The organism is Tardiphaga sp. 839_C3_N1_4 (genome assembly GCF_051811045.1).
Lineage (GTDB): Bacteria > Pseudomonadota > Alphaproteobacteria > Rhizobiales > Xanthobacteraceae > Tardiphaga.
Window position 1 is genome coordinate 5,083,444 of record NZ_JBPWQD010000001.1, and the last position, 17,317, is coordinate 5,100,760.

A 17,317-nucleotide genomic window follows, 5' to 3' on the forward strand; every position below is an offset into this window, starting at 1 on the left:
AAGGATACGCGCATGCTTCCGCAGCAGGTCAAGGTCTCTGATATCACCGACGAGAATTCGACACAGATCTATCTCAACCAGGCCATCATGACGACGTTCTGCCGCGTGCTCGATAGCTCGCGTCTGGCGCCCGATGTGGTGATGCGTCTTCTGGCAACCGCGATCGGCGCGACCTATCGCGAAGTTGCCGCGGCCCATCAGGACGGTCAGTGCCCCTGCGGATGGCGCCCGGTCCCGGATGCCGATATCGAGGCCCTGCGATCGTCGCTTGAAGGCGCTGCTGCGCCGAAGATGGCCGACGATCTGCACAGCATGGTGATCGCCGGACGGGCGTAATCGCCGACCGATCTGCCCTGAATTAAGGCGCATCTGCGCGGAATTGGCCACTGCGGATCACCGCAGATGGCAATTCTGGGCCTGTTTCGCTCTCCCGATCACGTGATTGGGCCAGCGCGATCGGCATATGGCAATTCCTTTAGACCTAAACTACTTTGGCCCGATCCTTGAATGTCGAGGAGATCGCGATCGGTGCAAAGTGACCTCATGACATCCTCATCCGCTGCAGTTCTCGACCACACCCCGGCCAGTTCGACCGTCTGGCGCGAAGTCGCGCGCGCGATCGCCGATATCGGCGCCAAGCGCTGTTTCGGTCTGGTTGGCGGCGCAAATTTCAAGGTGACGCTCGGCCTGACCGAGTTCGGTGTCGAGTTTGTCGCTGCGCGTCACGAAGGCGGCGCGGTGAGCATGGCCGATGTGGCGGCGCGTCTGACGCGCGATCTCACGATTGTCAGTGTGACGGCGGGGCCAGGTCTGACCAATGCGATCACTGGCATCGGCGAAGCTGCGAAGAGCGACACACCATTGCTCGTTCTCGCGGGTGACGTGGTGCTCGGCGACAAGCAGTCGGCATTTGCCTTTAATCAATCCGAACTCGTTCACGCGGTTGGCGGCGAGTGGCGGCAGATCACCGATGCACAGAGCGCTTACGCCGACACCTGGAAAGCAGCCTCGGTTGCTCTGCGTGAGCGCAAGCCGGTCGTGCTCAGCCTGCCGATCAATGTGCAGGAAATGCCGGTGACGGCGACGATGGGCAAGAAGCATTTGCCAATCATGCCGCGGGTCACGATCAATCCGGCGAAGCTGGATGAACTTGTTGCGACGATCCGGACATCGAAGCGACCGCTGATTCTGGCGGGTCATGGTGCTGTCGTGGCCGATGCGCAGCCGTTACTGGTTCAATTGGCCGACAGACTCGGCGCGTTGCTGGCGACGTCGTTGCAGGCGCATGGGATGTTTTCCGGTCATCCGTGGAATCTGGGTGTTGCCGGCGGTTTCTCGTCGAAGGCCACGGCTGAACTGATTGCACAGAGCGACATGATCCTCGCCTTCGGCATGTCGCTGAACATGTGGACCACGAAGAAGGGCAAGCTGATCTCGGACTATGCCCAGCTCGTGCAGATCGATGTCGAGAAGGGGCGCATCGGCGTGCATCGTCCGGTCGATCTCGAACTTGAAGGCGATGCCTCGGCTGTGGCCACCACCGTGTTGCAGGCGTTTGACAAGACGCCGCCCAGCGAGGCCGGCTGGCGCACGCCCGAGGTTGCGGCGGTGATGACTGCCAGAGGCAATCATAATCTGGCCTATGACGACACCAGCACTGCCGAGCACATCGATCCGCGCACGCTGAGCAAGGCGATGGACGATATCCTGCCGAAGGATCGCACCGTCGTTGTCGACGGCGGACATTTCGTCGGTTGGGTGACGCGCTATATTTCAGCGCCCGATCATAAAGGCTGGTGCATTCCGATCGCGTTCCAGTCCATCGGCCTCGGCCTTGCCGGCGCGATCGGTGCGGCGGTGACGCAGCCGGAACGCTTGACCGTGTTAGCAGTCGGTGATGGCGGCTTCCTGATGTCGATCGCGGAACTGGAAACCGCGGTGCGGCTGAAGAAGCGCATCTGTATCTTCATCTATAATGACAGCGCCTATAGCGCCGAGGTGCATCATTTCGGGCCCGAAGGCTACAACGCCGGCATGGCGCAGTTCCCGGTGACCGACTTTGCCGCCATCGCGCGCGGCTACGGCGCCGATGGCGTTGTGGTGCGGACGCTCGCCGATCTCGATGCCGTGAAGGCCTGGGTCGCCGATGGTGCGCAGGGCGTGTTCATCGTCGATGGCCGGATCAATCCGAAGCTCATAGCGGATTGGTACAGAGAAATGTTCAGTGGCGCGAATTTGTAGTTGGCCTTCTTATCTCTCCCCGCTTGCGGGGAGAGGCCGGCTGAAGCGCGTGGAGCGCGTGAAAGCCGGGTGAGGGGGAGCGTTAAGAGCAAACCACTAACTCCCCCTCACCCGAAGGCTCCGCTGCGCTCGCTGTCGACCTCTCCTCGCAGGCGGGGAGAGGTTATGCCGCGGCTTGGTTCGTTGCCTCAACATTCGCCAACCATTCTTTCGCAATCGTCAGGTCCGCCTGCGATAATTGATGGCCAACGAGCAGCGTGCGGTGCTGCACATCGGCACCCGCTTTTGCCAGCATCACGGCAAGCCGCTGCGAATTGCTTGGCGGGATGATCGGATCGGACTGGCCCGACACGATCAGTACCGGCTTGGCTGCGAGATCTGCCACTGGCGCGTCACGTAGCGGCACCATCGCCCGCAACAATATGCCGCCGGCCAGCGCCTCGGGTCGCAACAGCATCATCGCAGCGGCGATATTGGCGCCGTTGGAATAGCCGAGCGCGATCGGTGCGGTGATGCCGTAACGCTTACGTGCTTCGGTGACGAAGTCCGCGAGCTCGTTGGCGCGTCTGATCACATCGTCCTCGTCGAACACGCCTTCGGCGAGCCGGCGAAAGAAACGCGGCATCCCGTGCTCCAGCACCTGACCGCGAGGCGACAGCAATGCAGTGCCGGGCGCAATCGCCTCGCCGAGTGGCAGCAGATCGCTTTCGTCACCGCCGGTGCCGTGCAGCAGCAGGAGCGGTGTTGCCTCGTGCCGGTTGCCCGGCACGAAGCGATGGATGTGGGACAGATCAAAGCTCATGACGCCACCTTTTCGATATCGAGCACCGGCAACACGCGTTCGATCTCGCTGCGATGCTTTTCGAGGAACGCGGGCAGCTTCAGATGTTCGCCGAGGGATTCGACGGGCTCATCCACGGCAAAGCCCGGGATGTCGGTGGCGATCTCGAACAGCACGCCGCCGGGTTCGCGGAAATAGACCGAGCGGAAGTAGTTACGGTCCTTCTGCTCCGTCGGCTGCTGGCCATGAGTCTTCACCAGCTTGTTGGCCATCACCTGCTGATCGGCATCATCGATAGCGCGGAAGGCGACGTGATGCACCGAGCCACGGCCCTGACGGCCCGGCAGGAAACCGCCGGCCTCATAGATGTCGACGATGCCGCCTTCCGCGCTGTCGGCACTCAGGCGAATGATCGAACCTTCACGCGCGGTTTCCTTGAAGCCGAACACGTCGGTGAGGATCGCGCTGGTCTTCTCGGCCTTCTCCAGCAGTAGCGTCACGCCATGGAAGCCGCGGATCGCGTGTTCGGCCGGGACGTCGCCATTGCTCCAGCCGGGCTCGTTCTCGATACCGGCAACGCCGACCAGAGCGAGGCTCATGCCGTCCGGATCGGTGAAGGGCAGCACGGCTTCGCCAAAGCGCTTTTCGAGCGCTTCATGGGCGATGCCCTTCTCAATGAAGCGATGCGTCCAGTAGCCGAGCGAACGGGCCGGGACGCGGAACGAGGTCTGCTGGGTCTGGCCTACGCCGCCACGGCCGGGGGCGGCATGTTCCCACGGGAAGAAGGTCAGGATGGTGCCCGGCTTGCCGGTCTCATCGCCGTAATAGAAATGATAGGTGCCCGGATCGTCGAAATTGACGGTCTTCTTGACGAAGCGCATGCCCAGCGCGCGGGTGTAAAAATCGAAATTCCGCAAGGCGTTACCAGCAATTGCGGTGACATGGTGGATGCCTGACATGGTCTGTCTCCTGGTTAGGAAGGCGTTTCGTCTTCCGTTGCCGGGATAATTGGGTGATCCCCTGATCAAAGACAATCTGGTCATTTGTGACATGACTGTCTACGATATGGTGACAGTCAGGAATGCCTCATGGACAAACTCAACAGCCTGCGTGCCTTCGTCAAAGTCGTCGAACTCGGTAGTTTCTCCGAAGCAGGGCGGCAGTTGCGGCTGTCGCGCTCGGCGATCTCGAAATATGTCGGCGAGCTTGAACAGGATCTGGGCGTGCAGCTTCTCAACCGCACCACGCGCCATGCCAGCGCGACCGAGAATGGCCAGGCCTATTTCGAGCGGGCGTTAAGTATTTTGGCCGATCTCAATGCCGCCGATCAGGCGGTGGCGCAGGCGCAATCGACGCCGCGCGGATTGCTGCGCGTCAATGCGCCGATGTCATTCGGCACGCTGCAACTCGGGCCGGCCATCGCCGACTTCATGGCGCAATGTCCGGAGCTGCAAATTCAGCTCGTACTCTCGGACGATCAGGTCGATCCGATGCAGGGTGGCTTCGATGTCACACTGCGTATCGCCGATCTGGAATCATCCAGCCTCATTGCGCGCAAGATCGTCGCCATTGATCGCGTCGTCTGTGCATCGCCGGATTATCTCAGGCAGCACGGTACGCCAAAGCTGCCGGAAGACCTGCGCAGCCACGCACTTCTGACTTACGGCTTCCTGCTCACGGGCAATCAATGGAAGCTCACGGGCAAGAATGGTGACGATCACTGGATCCAGCCGAGCTGGACGCTCTGCGTCAACAATGCCGAGGTGCTGCGCGATGCCGCCATCAAAAGCAGGGGAGTCGCGCTGCTGCCGACCTTCATTGCCGGCGATGCATTACGTGCAGGATCTCTGCGCGGTGTGCTCAGTGCCTACAAGGCGCCGCCGTTGACGCTCTATGCGATCTATCCACCGACGCGGCATCTCGCCGTGAAGGTGCGGCTGTTCATCGACTTCCTGGTGGCGCGCTTCAGCGGCGTGCCCGAGTGGGACAAGCAACTCAAAACGTAGGGCGAATTAGCGCCAGATCGCGCGCATGCGGGAATTGATGTCCATGCGCACACCCTGCGCAGCCGCACGCGCCGGATCGACTGCCGCGACCTGTGGCCAGGTGGTGCGCTCGAACAAATGGAGCAGCGCCTCCGGAATGAAGCGGGTGCGCGACGCATAGACATGGCGGTCGCCATGCGCCTGCTGGCCGTGGGTGAAGAAGCGCTGCGGCACCATCAGATGCAGATCGTCCTTGGCGCGCGTCATCGCCACATACAAAAGCCGGCGCTCTTCCTCGATCTCGGCGGATGTCCCGGTGCCCAAATCCGACGGCATGCAGCCATCGACCACATTCAGCACATAGACCGATTTCCATTCCTGCCCCTTGGCAGAGTGAATGGTCGAGAGGATCAGATAATCCTCATCGAGCAATGGCACGCCGGACTGATCGCTGGTCGCGTCCGGCGGATCGAGTGTGAGTTCGGTGAGGAAACGTTCCCGGGACGGATAGCCCGAGGCGATCGCTTCGAGCTGGATCAGATCGGCACGGCGCGTCAGCGAGTCCTCGTGAATCCTGTCGAGATGCGGCTCGTACCAGCGCCGCGCCAGTTCCAGCTCGGCGGGCCAGCCGGCACGGCCTGATTTTATTTCACTGACGATCTCGACAAAGCCGGGCCAGTCGGCAGCTGCGCGCGGCGGCGCAGGGGCATGTACCAGCGCGCCGATCGGATCGGGCGCCGTGATCATGTGATCCAGCGCGCGCTGTGCGGACGCCGGCCCGACGCCGGGCAGCAACTGCATCAGACGGAAGCCGGCAACGCGGTCACGCGGGTTCTCGACGAAACGGAGCAGCGCCAGCATGTCCTTGACATGCGCAGCATCGAGAAACTTCAACCCACCGAACTTCACGAACGGAATGTTCCGCCGCGTCAGCTCGACTTCCAGGGATCCACTATGCGACGAGGTGCGGAACAGCACCGCCTGTTCCTTCAGCGTCATGCCGCCTTCGCGATTCTCAAGCACACGCGCAACGATGGCGCGGGCCTGGTCGGTTTCGTCCCTGATGGTGACGAGTTGCGGCTTGGCGGAGGAGGCGCGGTCGGTCCAGAGATTCTTGGTGAAGCGTTCGCGGGCGAGATCGATCACGCCATTGGCCGCTGCCAGGATCGGCTGCGTCGAGCGATAATTGCGGTCGAGCGTGATGATCTCTGCCGGCGGGCTGAACTGCCTGGGAAAGTCGAGAATGTTGCGCACGGTGGCGGCGCGAAACGAATAGATCGACTGCGCGTCGTCGCCGACGACGGTGAGCCCGTGGCCCTGTGGCTTCAGCGCCAGCAGGATCGCCGACTGCAGCCGGTTGGTGTCCTGATATTCGTCGACCAGCACGTGATCGAAGCGACCGCCGATATCATCGGCGAGCAGCGGTTCGCTCGCCATCTGCGCCCAGTACAAAAGCAGGTCATCGTAATCGAGCACGTTCTGCTTCTGCTTGGCTTCGACATATCCGGCGAAAAATTCGCGCAGCTCAGCCGACCAGGCCGCGCACCACGGATAGGACGCGCCGAGCACCTGATCGAGTTCGGTCTCGGAATTGACGCAGCGGGAGTAGATCGCGAGGCACGTGCCCTTGGTCGGGAAGCGCGTTTCGGTTTTGGAGAAACCGAGTTCGTGCCGGACCAGATTCATCAGGTCCGCGGAATCCTCGCGGTCGTGAATGGTGAATGCAGGATCGAGGCCGATTTGTTCGGCATAGTCGCGCAGGAGTCGCGCGCCAATGCCGTGAAAGGTGCCGGCCCAGGCCAGTGCGTCGGTCATGACGCCGGCATTGTCGCCGATCACCTTGCGCGCGATGCGTTCGACGCGGCGGCTCATCTCGCTGGCCGCGCGCCGCGAGAAGGTCATCAGCAGGATGCGGCGCGGATCGGCGCCATTGACGATCAGATGCGCGACGCGGTGTGCAAGGGTGTTGGTCTTGCCGGAACCGGCACCGGCGATGACCAACAGCGGTGCAGACGTGATGCTGTTCCCGTGCGGGAACACGCCATGCTCGACGGCATGGCGTTGTTCTGGATTGAGGGCGTCGAGATAAGAGGCTTGAGCGAGCAAGGCATGTATCCGAGGTGACGAATCACGCTCGCTGATTCCCGCTTTGTTCGCAATGGAAGAGCGGCGTGCCGAAGCGCGCCGCTGGAAGAATTAGGCCGCCCGTACTTCGCGCAGGAACACATCGACCTGCGTGCGGAGGTCTTCGCCATTGCGTGACAGGTCCGCGGCCGACTCCACCACGCGCGACGCGGCGAGGCCGGTCTCGCGGGCGGCGTCATTGACGCCGGCAATGTTTTGCGAGACCTCGCCGGTGCCGCGGGCGGCTTCGGCGACGTTGCGGGCGATTTCGAGCGTGGCTGCGCCCTGCTCCTCGACGGCGGCGGCGATGGCGCTTGCGATCTCGCTGACGCGGCCGATGGTCGAGGTGATGCTCTGAATCGAACCCACCGAGAGCTTCGTGGCGCTCTGAATCGCGCCGACCTGTGCCGAGATTTCGTCCGTTGCCTTCGACGTCTGGGTGGCCAGTGCTTTCACTTCGGAAGCGACGACGGCGAAGCCGCGGCCGGCTTCACCTGCGCGGGCCGCTTCGATGGTGGCATTGAGTGCGAGCAGGTTGGTCTGCGCAGCGATCTCGCTAATCAGCTTGACGACGTCGCCGATCTTCTGCGCGGCCTCCGCAAGGCTTTGCACTTCGCTATTGGTGACGTTGGCCTGCGATACCGCATCGCCGGCGACGCGGGCAGATTCGTTGACCTGCTGTGCGATCTCGCTGATCGAGGCGTTGAGCTGCTCGATAGCAGCGGCGACCGCCTGAGCGCTCTGCGTGGCCTCCTCGGACGCTGCCGCGACGGCTGCGGTCTGCCGGGTCGATTCCTCGGCGGTGGCCGCCATCGATTGCGCGGTGTTGCGGAGTTCGCCGGCAGCCGAACCGACGGCGGTGACTACGGTACCAACGCTGCCCTCGAAGCGCGAGGCGAGAGCACTCATGGTGTCGCGGCGATCGTTCTGGGCGCGCTCGCGCTGCTCTTCCTGGGCGGCGCGCAACTGTTCGGTTTCGATCAGCCCGGTCTTGAAGATTTCGACGGCGCCGGCCATCGAGCCGATCTCGTCCTTGCGGCCTGCACCCGGCACCGCGATCGCGTGATTGCCGCCCGCAATGGCGCGCATCGCAGTTTCGAGTGCGCGGATCGGCTTCGCCATCGAGCGGCCCATGAAGGTTGCGATGGCGCCGGCGAGCAGCAGCACGCAGGCAGAAATGATGGCCAGCCAATTCAGCGAGGATCGCATCAGGCTGTGATATCCGCTGGTATCGCGAGTGATCTCGAAGACGGCGATATTGTCGCCCGAAAAGCTCTTGATCGCGCCGAAGGTGGTGGCGACAGGTTTGTTGTCGAGTTCGCCATATTGTGTCACGACTTCACCGGCGAGCGCGCGACGCAGCGTATCGACACTCGGGGCAGCCGACTTCAGGGTGGACACTAGCGTCTTGCCGGCCTGGCCATCGATCTGGTGAATGCCGACATCGACACCGAAGCGCGACTTCATGGTGTCGACGAAAGTCTTGCCGAACGGGGCGCCGACATCGATGGTGCCGAGAATGGCTTCACCATCCATCGCGGGCGCTACGCCAAAGACGTTGAGCGCATCGCGGCCGGGCTCGATGCCGCCGACCGACTTCTTGCTGGTCATCGCCTGCACCACCATCTTGCGGCGCTCGGAGACGTTGTCGCCGAAGGTGCCGGGATTATGGATGCGGGCGAAGCTGATGGCCGGCGGTGTTTGAATCGTGATCAGTTCCAGGCCGCGCGGCTTGATACGCTGATGGGCCTCCTTCAGATTCGCGAGCGCACTGGCACGATCGTTCGCCTTGATAGAGTCCTTGATTGGCTGTGACGACGCGATCGACTCGGCAACCGCGAGCAGCGTGCGCGTTTCGGCATTCAGCGCAGCGGTCAGATTGGCGTAGTCGTCATGCGCCTCGCGCGTAAGGGCCGTGTCGATGATCGCCTGTTGCTGCCACATGCTGAAGGCAGCGAGCGCGCCGCACGATCCGGCAGCGACGAGCGTGATGGCGACAATCATACGTGCTGAAATAGAATTGAGTGCTTGCATCGACGTGCCCCTTGGACCGCGACAAGCAATTTTGCTGCGGCACTGAAATTCCACGTGAAAATAGGGAAGCCGAGTGAAGGAGCCCTTAATTACCTCTGCTGTGTAGGTATCCGGGTATCATAATTCCATTATGCCGCAGCAGATTTTGGCTTCGGGCGATGCCAGCATCAGTCGTGATCGAATGTGCGACGATACTAGTGGAGCCGAGACGAGCCATTCCCCGGCGCAAGGCATCGGTCCACGTGCGAGAGAAGAACCGCCGATTTGAGGGGCTTCTGGAGGCGACAGACGGCGCCGAGCTCGGTGGACATCGCGAGAAAATCGGGCGCTGACACGCCTGCCGGTGAGGCCGCGTGACCTGACATGACGATGATCGGGATCTCCGGGCGGCACTGATGCGCCAGCTTCATCGTCTCCAGCCCGTTCATCCCGGGCATGAAGATATCGATGATGAGTAGATCGAAATCCGCGTTGCGGAGAATGTGGCGCGCGCGCGGGCCGTCGCTCGCGCAAGTGACGCGGTGGCCTTCGCGCTCAAGCATCAATTTGGTGAAGATCTGAACGACCTTGTCATCGTCGACGATCAGGATGCTTGCCATCTGCCGGTCCCCCGGATGCCGTCGCGCCAGTGCGGAGCATGGTTGTCTGGTTACGCACGCATCGCTACATTCCACGTTGCAAATGTGGCTTCTCGTTAAACGCCGCATCGAGCAGCGACCTGTGGACCTGAATATGTCCGTCATAACTGACGAATCCGAGCTTGCGAAACTTGTTCATGAAGAAGCTGACGCGCGACCGCGTGGTGCCGATCATCTCCGCCAGCATTTCCTGACTGATGTCGATATCGATGGGATGGCTGGCGCCTCCCTCGCCATAGTGAGCGAGGATCAGCAACAGGCGCGCGAGGCGCTTCTCGCTTGAATTGAACAACTGATCGATCAGATCTTCTTCGATGCGGTTGTTGCGCGACAGAAGATAGGCGACGAAGAATTCTGCGAAAGCCGGCTCGTCGCGCAGATGGGCGAGCATCACCGACTTGTTAATGGTAACAATCGTGCAGTCTTCCATCGCCGTCGTTGTGACGGTGCGCAACGGATGACCATTCAGGCAACCCTCACCGAGGAATTGTCCGGGTTCGAGCAGGCCGACGACGGCTTCCTTGCCTTGTTCGGACAGGACCGTGAGCTTGATACGCCCGCTCAGGATGTAGCAAACAGAATCTGCCACCTCACCCTGACAGAAGATGTTCTGGTTTTTCTTGCAGTCGGTCGTAACCTTTCCGATGCCGGGACAGGTCAGAAAATACGGCGCATCGAACTCGGCTACAGCAGGGACCTTCAAGGCAGCTAGCCGTGTCATCGCGAATCTCCGGATCGATCTTTGCAGGTCAGCGTAAATCTATTCAGGGTTGTATTGTTCCCATCAGATCTAGTTAAATTGCCGGCATAAGAGATCACAAACGCACATGCGTGAGTGGGAGGATTGATGGGGTCATCAATGCCGATGCGCACATAGATACCACCAGGCGCGTGAGGCGGCGTAGTTACGTCATCGGATTCACTGCCCTGAAACAACTTCCCTCCATGTTGCTACGCAACTTAACGCGCAGATCGTCTGTCATGTCCGCAACACACGCTGCCCTTGAATTGCGAGGGTTAACGAAACGTTTCGATCGGCCAGCCGTCGACGGACTCGATCTCACGGTTCGTGCTGGCGAGTTCTATGCGCTGCTGGGTGCCAACGGAGCCGGCAAGACGACGACATTGCGCATGGTCGCGGGATTGCTGCGTCCCGATGCCGGATCGGTGTCGATACTTGGTATCGACGCGCTCGCCGATCCGGTGGCAGCGAAACAGATCATGGCCTGGGTGTCCGATGAGCCGATGATCTATGACAAGCTAACGCCGCTCGAATACCTCGAATTCGTTGCCGGTCTATGGGGCTGCGATGCTGAAACGGCGGAGCGCACGTCGCATGGATTGTTGGCATCGCTAGGCCTTGGTCCACATCTGCATGAGCGATGCGAAGGCTTCTCCAAGGGGATGCGCCAGAAGGTGGCGCTGGCCGGGGCGCTGGTGCATGAGCCCCGGCTGATCATTCTCGACGAACCTTTGACCGGGCTCGATGCCGTGTCGGCGCGTCATGTCAAAGGCCTGTTGCAGGATCGCGTGCGCTCCGGCTGCACCGTGATCATGACCACGCATATTCTCGAAGTCGCCGAGCGCATGGCTGACCGGATCGGCGTGATCGCCGCAGGCAGGCTGATTGCCGAAGGTACGCTTGCCGAATTGCGTCAGCAGAACGGACAGGGCGACACCAGCCTCGAAGATATGTTCGTGGCGCTGGTGGACGGCGCGCCGGTTGCCGCATGACGCCATCCGCCAGCGTGATGTGGTTTGCTGGCCATGAAGTCCGGCTGGCCTGGCGAGAGATGCTGGGCATGCTCACGGCGGGGCGTCGCTGGCGTCCGCGCAGCGTTTCGCTTCTGCTGATCGCCTTCGTGATCTTCCTGCATTTGCCGGCCTATGCGGTGGTCGGCCGTTTCGCAGATGTGCAGACGCCGCTCGATCAACCGACGGCCATTGTTATCACCGCGAGTATCTTCCTCGCCTGGGCGCTCGTTCTGTCGCAGGCTATCGAGTCCGTCACCCGCGTATTCTACGCGCGCGCCGATCTCGATCTCATCATGTCGTCACCCGCGCCGCTCACCAACCTGTTCTCCGTCCGCATCGCGGCTATCGCTTTGACGGTGACCCTGATGGCGATGCTACTGGCAACGCCTTTCGTCAACGTACTGGTGATCGGCGGCGGTGCACGCTGGTTCTCCGCCTATGCCGTCGTCATCGCGATGGGCCTTTCCGCATCGGCGTGCGCCATCGCCATCACCGTCGGACTGTTTCAGCTCTGCGGCCCCGCCAAAACGCGACTGGTCGCGCAAATTATTTCAGCCGTGACCGGCGCAGGCTTTGTCATCGCATTGCAGGTTGCGGCGATTCTCTCTTACGGCACGTTGTCGCGTTTCGCCGTGCTGACCTCCGATGCCGCAGCTGCCTTTGCGCCTGAAGCGGACAGCATGGCGTGGTGGCCCGCGCGCGCGATGCTTGGCGATGTCGCGGCACTGGTGCCGCTGCTGGCAGCCGGGTTGATTATGCTGGGAAGCGCCATGGCGATCTTCTCGCCGCGATTCAGCAACTACGTGGCCAGTGCCGCACCATTGGCTCAAGTTGGTCGCAAGAAAGTCGCAAGACCGTTTCGACCGGGTTCTCGACGTAACGCCTTGCGCCGCAAGGAATTTATCCTGTTATGGCGCGATCCGTGGTTGGTCTCGCAAACCCTGATGCAGCTGCTGTATCTGCTGCCGCCGGCCCTGATGCTGTGGCGCAGCTTCGGCGAGGGGGCCGGCGCGTTCATCGTGCTGGCGCCGGTGATCGTGATGGCCGCGGGTCAGCTCGCCGGCGGCCTGGCCTGGCTGACGATCTCCGGCGAAGACGCAGCGGATCTGGTCACGACCGCGCCGCTTCCCGCAAACACGATCATCACGGCCAAGGTCGAAGTCGTGCTGGTGATCATCGCCGTGGTGTTCACGCCGATGGTCGCGAGTCTTGCGCTCGTCTCGCTGCAGCTGGCTGCCGTGACGGCATTGGCGACCGTCGTGGCGGCCGCCTCGGCGACAGCCATCCAGCTCTGGTTCAGGGTGCAGGCACGGCGCAGCCAGTTCAGGCGCCGTCAAACGTCATCGCGCATTGCGACCTTCGCCGAGGCTTTCTCGTCGATCGGCTGGGCCGCGACGGCGGCACTGGCACTGGTGCTGCCGATTGCCTCTGTGATCTCGGGTGCCATGACGGCAGGCCTCATGGCTCTGACGTGGAAGATCAGTCCTGTCAGGACCTGAAACAGCAAAGCCACCCGCGGACACGGATGGCTTTGAAATTAACAACGGTCTCGAAACGACGATCAGGCCACCATCGACATCGGCGCGACGGCAGAGGTGGCTTCGCTAAAAACCTCGTCGGTGACCACCGTAAAACGCACCAGCGGCGTCGGGCCGAAATTGGTGGAGATTGCGACGTCCGCGGCATCGCGGCCGCGGGCCATCACGATGCGCCCGATGCGCGGATGATTGTGGCGCGCATCGAAGGTGTACCACTTGTGTCCGAGATAGACTTCGAACCAGGCGCTGAAATCCATCGGCGCGGGATCCTTGGGCACGCCGATATCACCTAGATAGCCGGTGCAGTAGCGCGCCGGAATGTTCATGCAGCGGCACAGCGTAACGGCCAGATGCGCGAAGTCGCGGCACACGCCGATGCGCTCTTCATGGCCTTCGAAGGCGGTGCGATCGTTGCGGGCATGGTGATAGCCGAACTCGATGCGTTGATGCACGTAATCGACAATGGCCTGGACGCGCGCTGCGCCATCCTCGATATGGCCGAACAGCGACCAGGCCAGATCTGACAGCTTCTGGGTGTCGCAGTAGCGGCTGCCGAGCAGGAAGACCATGACATCGTCAGGTAGCTCGCCGACCGCCTGCAGCGCCCCGGACGGCGGAGCCGCATCCGGCAGTCCGCTATCTGAAATCAGAAAGTCATTCTTGATCTCGATGAGCCCGGGCGGCGCGACGATGCGCGTGCAGGTATTGCCGAACATGTCGAGATAATCATGCGCCTGTACGTCGTGGGAAAACTGGATCCGGTGCGGGCTCTGCAGATCCTTCGCGCGCGAAGGATGAATGCTGAGCATCAGGATCATGGGTGTTTCCTGCAAACACTGGAAAGCGATGTCGTAGCCCGCGCGAATCTTCACTTTTACGTCTCCACTTGCTCGGCAAATCAGGAATTCATCGTTGCCAGACAAGTGTAGTCACCAAACATCGTTCCGAGGTTCAGTGACAGGAATGTGCAGAAAATGTGGGCAGCAAAGCCGCGCCGGCCCCGCTGCGCCATGAGCTATTTCTTCAGGGACAGCAGCAGCAGCGAGCGGGCGGTCACCTGATACATATGGCCGAACGGGAAATCCTCGCCGCCCTTCGTATCGGGGATATTGGTATCCACCAGAAGTTCCCAGGCCTGTCCGCCAAACGCCTCGGGCATCGTGAAATCGACCAGTCCTTCGAAGCCGTTGAGAATCATCAGCATGGTCTGGTCCTCGGCTGGCTTGTGGATGCCGGTCTTCTGCGCGCGGCCGTCCAGCAGCATGCCGAAGCATTTCATGTTGCCGTCTTTCCAATGTGCATCTTCCATCGGGCCGCCATTGGCGTTGATCCATGTCACGTCGCGAACATCGAGATCGGGATCGTGTTCGCCGGTCAGGAAGCGGCTGCGACGCAGGACCGAGCAGCCGCCGAGCAGCTTGATGAGCCGCTTGGTGAAAGCGAGCAGGTCCTTGCCCTCGGTCGTCAGGCTCCAGTTGAACCAGGAGATCTCGCTGTCCTGGCAATAGGCATTGTTGTTGCCGTTCTGCGTGCGGCCGAATTCGTCGCCGCCGAGCAGCATCGGCGTGCCCTGCGAGAACAGCAGCGTTGCCAGCATGTTGCGCTTCTGCCGCTCGCGCAGCGCGATGATCGCCTTGTCGTTGGTCGGCCCTTCCACACCGCAATTCCACGAGGCGTTGTTGGAGGAGCCGTCCTTGTTATCCTCGCCATTGGCCTCGTTGTGTTTCTCGTTGTAGCTCGCCCAGTCGTTCAGCGTGAAGCCGTCATGGGCGGTGACGAAGTTGACGCTGGCCCAGGCGCGGCGGCCCTGATGGTTGAACATGTCGCCGGACGCGACAAGCCGCGGCGCCAGTGCGGAGACCGGCGCTTCGCCGCGCCAGAAGTCGCGCGCAGTATCGCGGAATTTGTCGTTCCATTCCGCCCAGCCGGGCGGGAAGCCACCGACCTGATAGCCGCCGGGCCCGATGTCCCAAGGTTCGGCGATCAGCTTCACTGTCGTCAGCAACGGATCCTGATCGACGGCTTTCAGGAAGCCGCTCTGTTCGGTGAAACCGTAGACTTCGCGCGCGAGAATGGTGCCGAGATCGAAACGGAAGCCGTCGATGTGCATCTCCCGCACCCAGTAGCGCAGGCTGTCCGCCACCATCTGGATGACGCGGGCATTGGATAGGTTGACCGTGTTGCCGGTGCCGGTGTCGTTGATGTAATAGCGGGGCTTGTCCGGCATCAGCCGGTAATAGCTGGCGTTGTCGATGCCTTTGAAGGATAGCGTCGGGCCAAGCTCGTTGCCTTCGGCGGTGTGGTTATAGACCACGTCGAGGATGACCTCGAGCCCACCGGCGTGCAGCGCCGACACCATCTCCTTGAACTCGCGTAGCGAGTTCGGTACGTCCGATGCGTAGCGCGGATCGGGCGCGAAGAAGCCGATGGAATTGTAGCCCCAGTAATTCACCAGCTTCTTGTTCAGCAGATAGTCGTCATTGATGAAAGTATGGATCGGCAGCAGCTCGACCGAGGTGATGCCGAGGCCGCAGAGATAATCCACCACAGGCTTGCTGCCGAAGCCGGCATAGGTGCCGCGCAGCTTTTCCGGCACGTCGGGATGCAGCTTGGTGAAGCCCTTGACGTGGGTCTCGTAGATGATGGTCTGGTCCCATGGCACGGGCTGCCGGCCAGCCTCGCCGGCCCAGTCGAAGTCGCGATCGACAATCACGCATTTCGGCATGAACGGGGCGGAGTCCCGTTCGTCGAAAGTGGTATCGTCGCCGCTTTCCATCTTGTAGCCGAACACGGCCGGATTCCATTCGAGCTGCCCGGCATGGGCGCGGGCATAGGGATCCAGCAGCAGCTTGTTCGGATTGAAGCGATGGCCCTTTTCCGGCTCATACGGGCCATGGACGCGGTAGCCATAGAAAGTGCCGGGGCTGACGTCCGGGATGTAGCCGTGAAACACCTCGTCGGTATATTCCGGCAGCTCGATTCGCGTTTCCTTGTCGCCGTCGAACAGGCAGACCTCGACCTTGGTGGCATTGGCCGAGAAGAGCGCGAAGTTGGTGCCCTTTCCGTCCCAATGCGCGCCAAAGGGATAGGGAAGACCTTCTTCAACTACTCTGTTCGTCACGATTGCCCCACTGTCTGGTGATGAAAATGCGCGGGATAACTGCGCCGCCGCATTTCCGTTGCAATGCAATCAGGTTGTTTCGGAATATATCTTGGCCTGCGAGGGTCGCTAGCCCGGAGTTTTGCTTATGACCGACGTCTCCCGTCACAAACGCATCGCATTGCTGGGCGCGCCAGTTGAAGTCGGGGCCTCGCAGCGCGGGACTTTGATGGGGCCGGCGGCCATGCGGACGGCAGGCTTGGGGCCGCTGCTGGAGGAGCTTGGCTTCGAGGTGGAGGATCATGGTGACCTCATGCCACCGTCTGTGCCTCTGTCGACAGATACGCCGCCGGAGAATGCCAAGCATTACCGTGTGATCCAGAGCTGGATCCAGGCGTTGAGTGCGCGAGCCTACACGCTTGCCAAATCGGGCGCGCTGCCGATCTTCGTGGGGGGTGATCACAGCCTGTCCATGGGATCGGTCAATGGCGTGGCGCGACACTGGCACGAGCAGGGGCGCGAACTGTTCGTGCTGTGGCTCGACGCGCATGCCGATTACAATACGCCGCACACGACCATCACCGGCAACATGCACGGCATGTCCGCGGCCTTTCTGTGCGGCGAGCCCGGTCTGGATGGCTTGCTCGGCGTTGATCCGCGCGCATCGATCAAGCCTGACAATCTCGATCTGTTCGGGATTCGCTCCATCGACAAGCTCGAGAAAGAGCTGGTGCACGCACGCAAGGTGGCCATTGCAGATATGCGGCAGATCGACGAGTTCGGTGTCGGAGTTCTGATCCGCCGTGTCATCGAGCGGGTCAAGGCGCGCAACGGCGTGTTGCATGTGTCCTTCGATGTGGATTTCCTCGATCCTGCAACAGCGCCCGGCGTTGGCACCATGGTGCCCGGCGGCGCGACCTATCGTGAGGCGCATCTGATCATGGAGCTGCTGCACGATTCCGGCCTGATGTGTTCGCTGGATGTCGTCGAGCTCAACCCGTTTCTGGACGAGCGCGGGCGTACCGCACGGGTGATGGTCGAGCTGGTCGGCAGCCTGTTCGGGCAGCAGATCACCGATCGGCCGACACCGAGCAACGCAATTATACCGCCCGGCTAGTTCA

14 protein-coding genes are annotated in these 17,317 nt (G+C 61.6%); 6 read left to right on the forward strand and 8 right to left on the reverse strand.

The features are described 5' to 3' along the window. The first annotated feature begins 12 nt into the window (after positions 1 to 12). Together AB8A38_RS24315 and AB8A38_RS24320 are read left to right on the forward strand one after the other, a co-directional pair. Complete coding sequence (locus tag AB8A38_RS24315) at positions 13 to 336, forward strand: hypothetical protein (protein WP_439087715.1); 324 nt, start codon at positions 13 to 15, stop codon at positions 334 to 336. 207 nt (positions 337 to 543) lie between these two features. Further along, positions 544 to 2,241, forward strand: a complete 1,698-nt coding sequence (locus tag AB8A38_RS24320) for a thiamine pyrophosphate-binding protein (RefSeq protein WP_439087716.1) — start codon at positions 544 to 546, stop codon at positions 2,239 to 2,241. A 163-nt stretch (positions 2,242 to 2,404) separates the two neighbouring features. Here the strand turns inward: AB8A38_RS24320 and AB8A38_RS24325 are convergent, their stop codons facing one another. Beyond that, positions 2,405 to 3,043, reverse strand: a complete 639-nt coding sequence (locus tag AB8A38_RS24325) for an alpha/beta hydrolase (protein ID WP_439087717.1) — start codon at positions 3,041 to 3,043, stop codon at positions 2,405 to 2,407. Beyond that, positions 3,040 to 3,981: a ring-cleaving dioxygenase gene (locus AB8A38_RS24330; RefSeq protein WP_439087718.1), complete on the reverse strand. Its 942-nt coding sequence runs from the start codon at positions 3,979 to 3,981 to the stop codon at positions 3,040 to 3,042. The genes AB8A38_RS24325 and AB8A38_RS24330 overlap by 4 nt, the downstream gene beginning before the upstream one ends. Before the next feature lie 129 nt (positions 3,982 to 4,110). Here AB8A38_RS24330 and AB8A38_RS24335 point away from each other — a divergent pair, with 129 nt between their 5' ends. Beyond that, positions 4,111 to 5,028: a LysR substrate-binding domain-containing protein gene (locus AB8A38_RS24335; protein ID WP_439087719.1), complete on the forward strand. Its 918-nt coding sequence runs from the start codon at positions 4,111 to 4,113 to the stop codon at positions 5,026 to 5,028. A 6-nt stretch (positions 5,029 to 5,034) separates the two neighbouring features. Here the strand turns inward: AB8A38_RS24335 and AB8A38_RS24340 are convergent, their stop codons facing one another. From AB8A38_RS24340 to AB8A38_RS24355, 4 genes are all read right to left on the reverse strand, one after another. After that, the gene (locus tag AB8A38_RS24340; RefSeq protein WP_439087720.1) at positions 5,035 to 7,113 is read right to left on the reverse strand and encodes an ATP-dependent helicase; all 2,079 of its coding nucleotides are present in this window, start codon (positions 7,111 to 7,113) and stop codon (positions 5,035 to 5,037) included. A gap of 90 nt (positions 7,114 to 7,203) precedes the next feature. Beyond that, a complete protein-coding gene (locus AB8A38_RS24345; protein ID WP_439087721.1) occupies positions 7,204 to 9,165 on the reverse strand; it encodes a methyl-accepting chemotaxis protein in 1,962 nt (653 codons plus the stop codon). Positions 9,166 to 9,359: 194 nt separating this feature from the next. Next, on the reverse strand, positions 9,360 to 9,764 hold the full coding sequence (locus AB8A38_RS24350; RefSeq protein ID WP_439087722.1) for a response regulator: 405 nt from the start codon (positions 9,762 to 9,764) through the stop codon (positions 9,360 to 9,362). Positions 9,765 to 9,828: 64 nt separating this feature from the next. Continuing rightward, positions 9,829 to 10,524 carry a Crp/Fnr family transcriptional regulator gene (locus tag AB8A38_RS24355; protein WP_439087723.1) on the reverse strand — a complete coding sequence of 232 codons (696 nt, stop codon included), beginning with the start codon at positions 10,522 to 10,524 and terminating at the stop codon, positions 9,829 to 9,831. 224 nt (positions 10,525 to 10,748) lie between these two features. Here AB8A38_RS24355 and AB8A38_RS24360 point away from each other — a divergent pair, with 224 nt between their 5' ends. Together AB8A38_RS24360 and AB8A38_RS24365 are read left to right on the forward strand one after the other, a co-directional pair. After that, a complete protein-coding gene (locus AB8A38_RS24360; protein WP_439084087.1) occupies positions 10,749 to 11,537 on the forward strand; it encodes an ABC transporter ATP-binding protein in 789 nt (262 codons plus the stop codon). Further along, the gene (locus AB8A38_RS24365) at positions 11,534 to 13,057 is read left to right on the forward strand and encodes a permease (protein ID WP_439087724.1); all 1,524 of its coding nucleotides are present in this window, start codon (positions 11,534 to 11,536) and stop codon (positions 13,055 to 13,057) included. The genes AB8A38_RS24360 and AB8A38_RS24365 overlap by 4 nt, the downstream gene beginning before the upstream one ends. Positions 13,058 to 13,119: 62 nt before the next feature. Here the strand turns inward: AB8A38_RS24365 and AB8A38_RS24370 are convergent, their stop codons facing one another. Together AB8A38_RS24370 and glgX are read right to left on the reverse strand one after the other, a co-directional pair. Then, positions 13,120 to 13,968 (reverse strand): transglutaminase-like domain-containing protein, encoded by an 849-nt coding sequence (locus AB8A38_RS24370; protein WP_439087725.1) that lies wholly within the window; start codon positions 13,966 to 13,968, stop codon positions 13,120 to 13,122. A 143-nt stretch (positions 13,969 to 14,111) separates the two neighbouring features. Continuing rightward, the gene (gene glgX, locus AB8A38_RS24375; protein ID WP_439087726.1) at positions 14,112 to 16,217 is read right to left on the reverse strand and encodes a glycogen debranching protein GlgX; all 2,106 of its coding nucleotides are present in this window, start codon (positions 16,215 to 16,217) and stop codon (positions 14,112 to 14,114) included. A 127-nt stretch (positions 16,218 to 16,344) separates the two neighbouring features. Here glgX and rocF point away from each other — a divergent pair, with 127 nt between their 5' ends. After that, positions 16,345 to 17,313 (forward strand): arginase, encoded by a 969-nt coding sequence (gene rocF / locus AB8A38_RS24380; RefSeq protein WP_315843768.1) that lies wholly within the window; start codon positions 16,345 to 16,347, stop codon positions 17,311 to 17,313. Positions 17,314 to 17,317 lie beyond the last annotated feature (4 nt).

Bases quoted from the DNA above. Each gene is read 5' to 3' on its own strand.
- AB8A38_RS24345 (WP_439087721.1), bottom strand. From the start codon at position 9,165: ATGCAAGCACTCAATTCTATTTCAGCACGTATGATTGTCGCCATCACG.
- AB8A38_RS24330 (WP_439087718.1), bottom strand. From the start codon at position 3,981: ATGTCAGGCATCCACCATGTCACCGCAATTGCTGGTAACGCCTTGCGG.
- rocF (WP_315843768.1), top strand. From the start codon at position 16,345: ATGACCGACGTCTCCCGTCACAAACGCATCGCATTGCTGGGCGCGCCA.
- AB8A38_RS24360 (WP_439084087.1), top strand. From the start codon at position 10,749: ATGTTGCTACGCAACTTAACGCGCAGATCGTCTGTCATGTCCGCAACA.
- AB8A38_RS24335 (WP_439087719.1), top strand. From the start codon at position 4,111: ATGGACAAACTCAACAGCCTGCGTGCCTTCGTCAAAGTCGTCGAACTC.
- AB8A38_RS24315 (WP_439087715.1), top strand. From the start codon at position 13: ATGCTTCCGCAGCAGGTCAAGGTCTCTGATATCACCGACGAGAATTCG.
- AB8A38_RS24320 (WP_439087716.1), top strand. From the start codon at position 544: ATGACATCCTCATCCGCTGCAGTTCTCGACCACACCCCGGCCAGTTCG.
- AB8A38_RS24355 (WP_439087723.1), bottom strand. From the start codon at position 10,524: ATGACACGGCTAGCTGCCTTGAAGGTCCCTGCTGTAGCCGAGTTCGAT.
- AB8A38_RS24325 (WP_439087717.1), bottom strand. From the start codon at position 3,043: ATGAGCTTTGATCTGTCCCACATCCATCGCTTCGTGCCGGGCAACCGG.
- AB8A38_RS24365 (WP_439087724.1), top strand. From the start codon at position 11,534: ATGACGCCATCCGCCAGCGTGATGTGGTTTGCTGGCCATGAAGTCCGG.
- AB8A38_RS24350 (WP_439087722.1), bottom strand. From the start codon at position 9,764: ATGGCAAGCATCCTGATCGTCGACGATGACAAGGTCGTTCAGATCTTC.